Below are 7427 nucleotides of genomic sequence, written 5' to 3' on the forward strand. Positions count from 1 at the left end.
AAGGAGCCGATCATGATCCTCAGCGCCGCTGAACTGGCCACGCTCTGGTGTCTGCCCACCGCCGACTTCGCCGATCGCGTCGAGCGCGTGATGGCGCAGTGGCTGCCGCCGCCCGCCAATGCCTTTATCGATCCGCAGAACCCGGCCCATCTGTCGATGGGCCTGGGCGAGCGCAGCGACGGGAGCTGGGCCCCGATCGGGATGCCCTACGACATGTTCCGCTTCATCGCCTGGATCACCGCGCCGATGGGCCGCGGCAAGTCGGTGATGCTGCTGAACTATATGCAGGGGCTGCTCCGCGCCGGCGCGGGCTTTATGGGCCTGGACTGTAAGGCCAAAGATCTGGTCAATACCACGCTGCCGATCATCCCCCTGGGCCGCGAGAAAGACGTCACGATCGTCAACCTCGAAGGCTCGCGGATCACCGGCGAAGACCTCAGGCCCGGCATGAACCTGCTCAGCCCGACGCTCGCAAAGTCGCTGGGCCTGGACCCGTCGATGATGGCCTCGACGGTGCTCGACATCTTTCCGACGCTCGATCCACGCTTCAATGAGGCCGTCGGCATCAAGCAGTTTGCCAACTTCGGCATGCTGGCGCTGCTCGGCGGCGAGCCGCAGCCGACCCTGATGCATCTGATCCGCTTCTTCGGCGACGAGGACTACCGCGCGCAGGTGGTGGGGCGGCTGCCCGGCGCGTTCATCCAGGTGCAGGACTTCTGGGATCGCCGCTTCCCGGAGATGCCGCAGACCCAGCAGGCATCGCTGGCGTCGTTCGAGCGCCGCCTCGACCAGCTGATGTCGTTTCCTGAGCTTCAGGCCATGCTGGTTGCGCCGAGTTGCAGCATCGACCTGCGGAAGATCATGGACAATAACGGCATCCTGCTGATGGGTGTGAGCGCCAGCCAGGGCCAGATCGCCTCGATCGCGATCACCTTGCTCCTGACGCAGCTGCGCCTGGCCGCGCTCTCACGCACGAACGTCCCCGAAGCCCAGCGCCCGGACTGGCCGATCATCGTCGACGAGGTCCAGGTGATCGCCAACGATAACATTCCGCTCTTCAAGACGATGCTGAGCCAGTTCCGCTCGATGCGCATCGGCCAGGTGTATGTCCATCAGGGTCTGAGCCAGCTCGTGTCCGAGGTGATGGGCGCGCTGGCCGACAACGCGGGCACGCGCGTGATCCTGGGCTGCGAGGCCGACGACGCCAGCACGTATGCCGGCCTGTATCGGGCGCTGGGCCTGACGCAGACCGACTTTACCCAGATGGAAGTGCATCCGGTCCACAACTACGCGCTCCACCAGTATCTCAAGCTGGCCGGTCGCGGCAACCTGTTCAGCGCGCAGCCGCTGCCCAAGCCGGAGCTCATCCAGGAAGATGCGCCGCCGCCGGTGTACCGCAACTGGCGCACGCTGATGGCGCCAGCGGCCAACAGTCGCGAGCGCGACCTGGACGCCTCGATCTTGCGCTTCCACGAGCTGGCCAAGGTGCGCTGGGATGAGGCGGTGCAGCGGCTGGGCGCGGTCTGCATGCACAATCCAGCGGCCTTCGACGCCTTCTGCGCGCGGACCAAAGCCCACCGCCTGGCGCGGCGGCAGTTCATCCTGGATCATCCCGGCTGCGTGCGCATGGACCCCGATCTCGACGGGATAGAGGCGATCCAGCAGCAGAAAGTTGACCGGATTCGCATCCTGTCGGATCTCGGCTCCGGCGTGCCGAAGCTGGAAACCGAGGCAATGGCGTTCGCGCTGCTGATGGCGTCGCGCGAGGCGAGCGCGGTTCGCAAGGAGCGGGCGGAAGCCGCCGCCGAGGCCAAGAAAGCGGCGAAAAAAGGTGGTGGGAGTGTGCCGCCCCACCGTGCCGCGCCAACCGGTCCGCTGGGCGCGCCGACGGCCGAGGAGCTGATGCAGCAGGATACCGTGGCAGCGCTGGCCGCGGAACGCGACCGGGCGACGCGGACGCAGCTGGACACGATTCCGACGCTCGACGAGCTGATGGCGGCGCGGGGCAAACGGCGCGCGGCCGACGATCTCGTGGGCGGCTTTGAAGGCTTTGAACCGGACGCGGACGCCTAGCCGGCGTCGCCCGCGTCCCACGCACCATCCGTAGCGAGGACCCACGACATGACAGCGATCTTGCCGATTGAAGATCTGATTGGCCTGGGCGATGAGCGGGACATGGCCGTCCTGCGCGCCCTCGGACGGCTGGAATTTGTCTCCAGCCGCTGGTTGAAAGACGTCTTTTTTCCGGATCAGGGTCGGGCGACGATGTTTCGCCGCCTGAGCCACCTCGCCAAGCTGGGCGTGATCTGGTACACCCAGACGGCGCATGCCGACGTCACGCCGACCAGGACGGGGCGATCACAGCGCACGCTGAAGCTGCCCTACATCTACGGGCTGACCCCGGAGGGCAGGAATCTCCTCGACGCGCTGGATCTGGAACCCTACGCGCCAAGCCTGGCCGCGCTGCGGACCCGCGACCGCCGCGCGCCGGACGTGCCGAAAGCGCAGCTGGCCCATGATTTGCTGGCCGCCTCCTGGTGTGTCTCGATGATCGACGCCGTGCGGCGCTGCCCGATGGTCGACGCGATCTTCTGCCACGTCGAATACGTGAGCGATCCCCGGCAGCGCATCGACGCGATCCTGGTGATTCGATTCAACACGCAGCAGCGGGTCCAAACGCGCCCGGGCTGGGACATCCCCTGGCATGACGGCTCGCCGGACGGCCCGCAGCATCAGACGGTGCGGCTGGCGCTAGAAGTGGACCGGGGCACCGAGCCGCTGAAGGTGCTGCTGGGCAAAGGCTTGATGTACCGGACGCTGACGGCGGAGCGGGTGTATCACCAGTTGCTGGGCGGGCCCGTGCTGCCGGTGTTTCTGGTGCCGCCGGGCAAGCGGGCGGCGCAGATCGCGCGGGAATGGCAGGATGCTTGGCCGGGTGGACCGGGCGTGATCTCGACGCCGAGCAAGGCGACCCATCCGGTGTATGGGGCGCTGTGGGGCGAGTATCTGACGCTGAAGGACGTGCCGCCGCAGCGGGCGAACCTCCTGGGATCGCTGGTGGCGTCGCCAGACGCCTGGGGGACGCTGGTGGCGGCGTGGATGCCGGAAGTGCCCGGACGACCCGCGCTGGTGCCTGCGAATGGCCGGTAAGTCATGCGACAACCGATGCGACAACCGCGAGACAACCGCGAGACAACCGACGCGACAACCGATGCGACAACCGCGAGACAACCATGAGATAACCGTGAGACAACTGCGAGACAGAAGATGGGGTTTCGGCGCTCCCAGACAGGCGAAACCGTCCGACGGGTATACGTGGATTCGGCCCCAACAACACGGTCCGATCCGCAGCTCAGATGGGCCGGTCCGGCTCCGAGGTCAGGCCAGGCAGCCCGACGATTCGCGCTGCTTCGGCCATGCGATCTGCCATGCGCTGCCATGCCCGGCCCTGCTGCTGCGCTACCTTGCATTGCCTTTGCCGTGCAACTGCATTGCTCTGCAGTGCATCTGCCATGCACCGGCAGTGCGGTTGCCCTGCGCGCCACGCGAGGCGATGCCTGGGGACGCACGCGATCCCACTCCCGGGGGAAGCACGGAGCATCCGAGCGCTAGCGAGGGAGCGCGCGTGCGCACCCCCGGTGGGAGCAGCGCACTCCTGGGTCCGCGCGGCCGTCCATGGCGGGGAGCAGACCCTCGTCGGCAGAATCCGGGTGGCGCGGGCAGGTCGGTGGGAGGGCAGGGGCAGGTCGGCAGGCGGGCAGAGCGGCAGTGGGATCGCGCGCGTGCCAAGTGGCGAGTGCGAACGAGCATATCGGCAAGCGTGGCACCGTGAGGAGTAGGAGCGCGTGCGATCCTGGTGCAGCGAGGATGTCAGCAGCATTTGACGGGCGGGATTGTTGGTTTATATTGACATAACAGAATTGACAGTGTAGGAAGGCTCGCCTGGCAGATCCATGCCGGTGGGCAAACAACGCAGAAAGGAGACGCATCCATGTCCAGCTTTAGAACACACATGCTGATCGGTGCGGTTGGTGGTCTGGCGCTCGCACGCTGGTTGGAGCCCAGCCAGGTACTCCCACTACCGAGCGGCGTCTGGCAAGTGGGTACGCCCTATGTGCCGCTGGGCTTGACGGGCGTTGGCCTCATCGTCGGTTCAGCGGTTGGGTGTACGTGGCCTGACCTGGATGAATCGGGATCGTGGCCTGCGCGCAGGCTCAAATCGGCGGTAGCGCTGGTCGCCGCGCCGCTGGTCGGCGTGGTCGGCTATGCCCTCGCCGTGCAGGGACGGGTCGTGCTGCGCCCGGAGCTGGCGGCGGCCCTGGGCATCCTCATCGGAGCCCTGCTCCTCGGGCCGGCGCTGGGCTGGCTGCTGCTCCGGCTCATTCGCGTGGGCGCGGGCGGGCATCGCCGACTGACGCATAGCCTCGTCGTGGGCGGCCTGCTGGCCGTGCTGGCGGAGGTGCTGTGGCGGGGCGACCAGCCGGTCTGGGCGCTCGTCCCGGCGGCGCTGGCGTGGTTCCAGGGGCTGCATTTAATCGGCGACCTCGTGACGCCAAGTGGCGTCCCACTCATGTACCCGATCAGCGCGCGCGACGTGGGGCTGCCACGGCCGCTCTCCAGCGTCGGCGAGTCCCTCATCACGATCGTTGCCCTCGGCGTCGGCTCCTGGCTCGTTTGGGGTGGCTCATAAACATCATCACCGCCTGCACTACCCTGCTCCGCGCGCTGGCAACGGCATGTCACAACGCAGGTCTGTCCGTCGGCGACGATCTGCACGCCCTGCTCATCCTGACCCAGCAGGGCGGCCCAGGACGCGCTTCGAGACCGGTTCTGCACACGGTCACGTCGCAACGAATCTCCGATGCTCCAGCGCTCGCCAAGCTGCTCGTCGAGCTGGATCTGCTCCTGCCCGATCAGGTGGGAATCGACGACCAGACGACGCTGGTGACCTGCTGCCGGGTCTGGCGATGGGTGCAGGCCCACGGGCTGACCGCGCTACCCTGGCGCGCCGTGCTGCATGGGCTCCTGCATGGACCAAGGGCGCAGACCCGGCAGCACGCAGGTCAGACGCCGTCCAGTGCGTTCTGGTATGCGCGGCTCGTCGATCACGGCCCCCACGATGACACCAGGACAGCGGCCTGTGCCAGCCCTGTGGTGGCGGTCCAGTACGCCCGGCTGATCGACCGGGCGGCACACGCTGAGACATGTGCCGCCGCATGCGAGCCTGCGACGGCTCACCTCTACACGATCGTGATCGCCGCGCTGCGCACGCCTGCCGTATGCGCATATCGGGACGTGAGCGCGCCAGACGCGCCAGGATGCGACGATACCGAACGAGTGCGAACGCTGCGTGGACCGCTCCAGGTCCCTGCTCCTCCGATGCATGCGGTGGCGTTTGTCCGCGCTGGCGATGCGATCGTGGCCGTTGAGGCGGCGCGGCATGCTGCCGAAACACTAATCTGGGAGATCACCCGGGACGATGCTGCACGCGCGCTGCTCGGATTGCACGAGGCGCAGCGTCAGCAGCGGATCGCCGACGGCCTGATGTCAGGCCCAGACGCTGCGGCCCAGGGTGAGGCCCATCTCTCACCATGCAGCGGATCGCTTCCCTATGGGGCATACGGCACGTAGAGGTAGAGCGATCGAGCAGATCACAACGTGCGTCCAGGTGCTGGACAGGAGCGATATGGACACCCGGAAAGAAGCAAGACATGACGCTTAAGTACGATACATTTTGAACCTTGGCGGTCGATGACCCGTGCTCCCCCGTGCGGGGAAGCAGAGTCGAACTTGGGCAGGATCGCGCGCTCGCCGATCAGCTGCGCGCCCACATCATCACGCATGCGGACGTCGCGAGCGAGGTGGTGCTGCGCCCGCTCGTCGGCCTGGCCCTGCACCTGCCGGCGTGGGCGAATGCGGGCGAGGTCGCACGGGCGATCGATGCCGAGCAGGTCACGGCAGGGTTTCTGGATTTCCAGGGCCGCTGCTGCGTGGCCGTTCCCGCCCAGGTGGTGCATCTGGAGCAAACGGCGCACGCCGTGGCGAAAGTGCTGCATGGCCTGTTAGAGATTCATACGCCGTATATCAATCGCTACGCCGATGCCTGTGCGGAGCCGGAGCTGCGCGCCGTGGACGATCTGGCCGCGATCGAGGCGGTCTGCGCGCTCTTGTCGGTGAACAGCGCGCTGGTCCGGCAGATTCAGGCGGTGCGTGCCATCACGCTCGCGCCGGAGCTGCGCGCGCTGCTCGACGAAAGTCTCCAATTGGTGGTTGAAGAGATTCAGGGTCGTCAGACCGCACATGCGGGGAGCGACGCCGGATAACGGAGAGGTCAGAACACGGTGATTCAGCGCATGGTAATCAGCCAAACCAGCATGGCGAGACGTACCGCGCGCCGCCAACTGTTGGCCGTGAGCGCCTGCTCAGGAACGCTTCCCGTGTGCTATGGTACGCCTTAGAGGAGCGTCTGAGCAAGGGGCTGCTGTTCGCTGATCGGTGGGAGCGGTTCAGGCAGCAACGGAAGGAACGAGACGTGCATGCCGTGTCACGCGACCATCTTTTCTCGTCCGTATGCGCCATACTGGTGTCGGCATGCTTAACCGTTGTGGGGGTTACAAAACGTGAGCACCGCAGGGAGTGCGGACCCCGTGCTGGCTGGGGCCTATGACACCCGCACGCCACGAGAACACAGCACCGGATACGACGACCATGCGCAACCATGGTCGTCGTATCGGCGATGGACCCGCTGTTACCACATCGGGGGTGGCGTGGCTTGGCCGTAGTCATTGCGGCCCCAGCAGGCAATCATCCCATCGGTGCGCAGCGCGCAGGTGTGATTACTGCCGACGCTGACCTCCGTAAAGGTGCCGCTCGGTGCGGCGATCTGTCCCAAGCTCGTGCTCCCCCAGCAGACGATGGTTTGGTCGGTGCGCAGCGCGCAGGTGTAATTATCGCCGCCGCTGACCTCCGTAAAGGTGCCGGCGGGCGGTGTCGCCTCCCCATAGGTGTTCTCGCCCCAGCAAGCGAGGGTGGCATCGGTGCGGATGCCGCAGGTGTGTGAGTAACCCGCACTGACCTGGGTAAAGGCACCGCCGGGCGGGGTCGCCTGTCCAAAGGTATTCAGCCCCCAACAGGCAAGGGCGCTATCGGTGCGCAGCCCGCAGGTGTGGTTTCTCCCACCGCTGATCTGGATAAAGGTGCCGGCGGGCGGCGTGGCCTTCCCGAAGGCGTTCTCGCCCCAGCAGACGGGCGTGCCATCCGCTCGCAGCGCACAGTGGTGGTAGAAACCTTCGCTGAGCTGCACGAAGGTGCCGGCGGGCGGGGTCGCCTGTCCAAAGGTATTCGCGCCCCAGCAGGCAAGGGTGCTATCGGTGCGCAGCCCGCAGGTGTGCCACCCGCCGGATCTGACCTGGGTAAAGGTGCTGCTG

General features: G+C 66.5%; 6 protein-coding genes. 5 read left to right on the top strand and 1 reads right to left on the bottom strand.

Annotated elements, in window-relative coordinates:
* Window positions 1–12 precede the first annotated feature (12 nt).
* The 5 genes from VFZ66_03645 to VFZ66_03665 all read left to right on the top strand — a co-directional run bounded on the left by VFZ66_03645 (window position 13) and on the right by VFZ66_03665 (window position 6323).
* On the top strand, window positions 13–2073 hold the full coding sequence (locus VFZ66_03645) for a type IV secretory system conjugative DNA transfer family protein (protein ID HEX6288254.1): 2061 nt from the start codon (window positions 13–15) through the stop codon (window positions 2071–2073).
* A 48-nt stretch (window positions 2074–2121) separates the two neighbouring features.
* Window positions 2122–3150: a replication-relaxation family protein gene (locus VFZ66_03650; GenBank protein HEX6288255.1), complete on the top strand. Its 1029-nt coding sequence runs from the start codon at window positions 2122–2124 to the stop codon at window positions 3148–3150.
* An 841-nt stretch (window positions 3151–3991) separates the two neighbouring features.
* Window positions 3992–4690 (top strand): metal-dependent hydrolase, encoded by a 699-nt coding sequence (locus VFZ66_03655; protein ID HEX6288256.1) that lies wholly within the window; start codon window positions 3992–3994, stop codon window positions 4688–4690.
* Window positions 4675–5631, top strand: coding sequence for a hypothetical protein (locus VFZ66_03660; protein HEX6288257.1), 957 nt, complete (start codon window positions 4675–4677; stop codon window positions 5629–5631). The genes VFZ66_03655 and VFZ66_03660 overlap by 16 nt, the downstream gene beginning before the upstream one ends.
* 137 nt (window positions 5632–5768) lie before the next feature.
* Window positions 5769–6323: a hypothetical protein gene (locus tag VFZ66_03665; protein ID HEX6288258.1), complete on the top strand. Its 555-nt coding sequence runs from the start codon at window positions 5769–5771 to the stop codon at window positions 6321–6323.
* A 425-nt stretch (window positions 6324–6748) separates the two neighbouring features.
* Here VFZ66_03665 and VFZ66_03670 read toward each other — a convergent pair.
* On the bottom strand, window positions 6749–7427 hold a 679-nt coding region (locus VFZ66_03670), incomplete at its 5' end, for a hypothetical protein (protein ID HEX6288259.1).

Source organism: Herpetosiphonaceae bacterium, from assembly GCA_036374795.1.
Lineage (GTDB): Bacteria > Chloroflexota > Chloroflexia > Chloroflexales > Kallotenuaceae > LB3-1.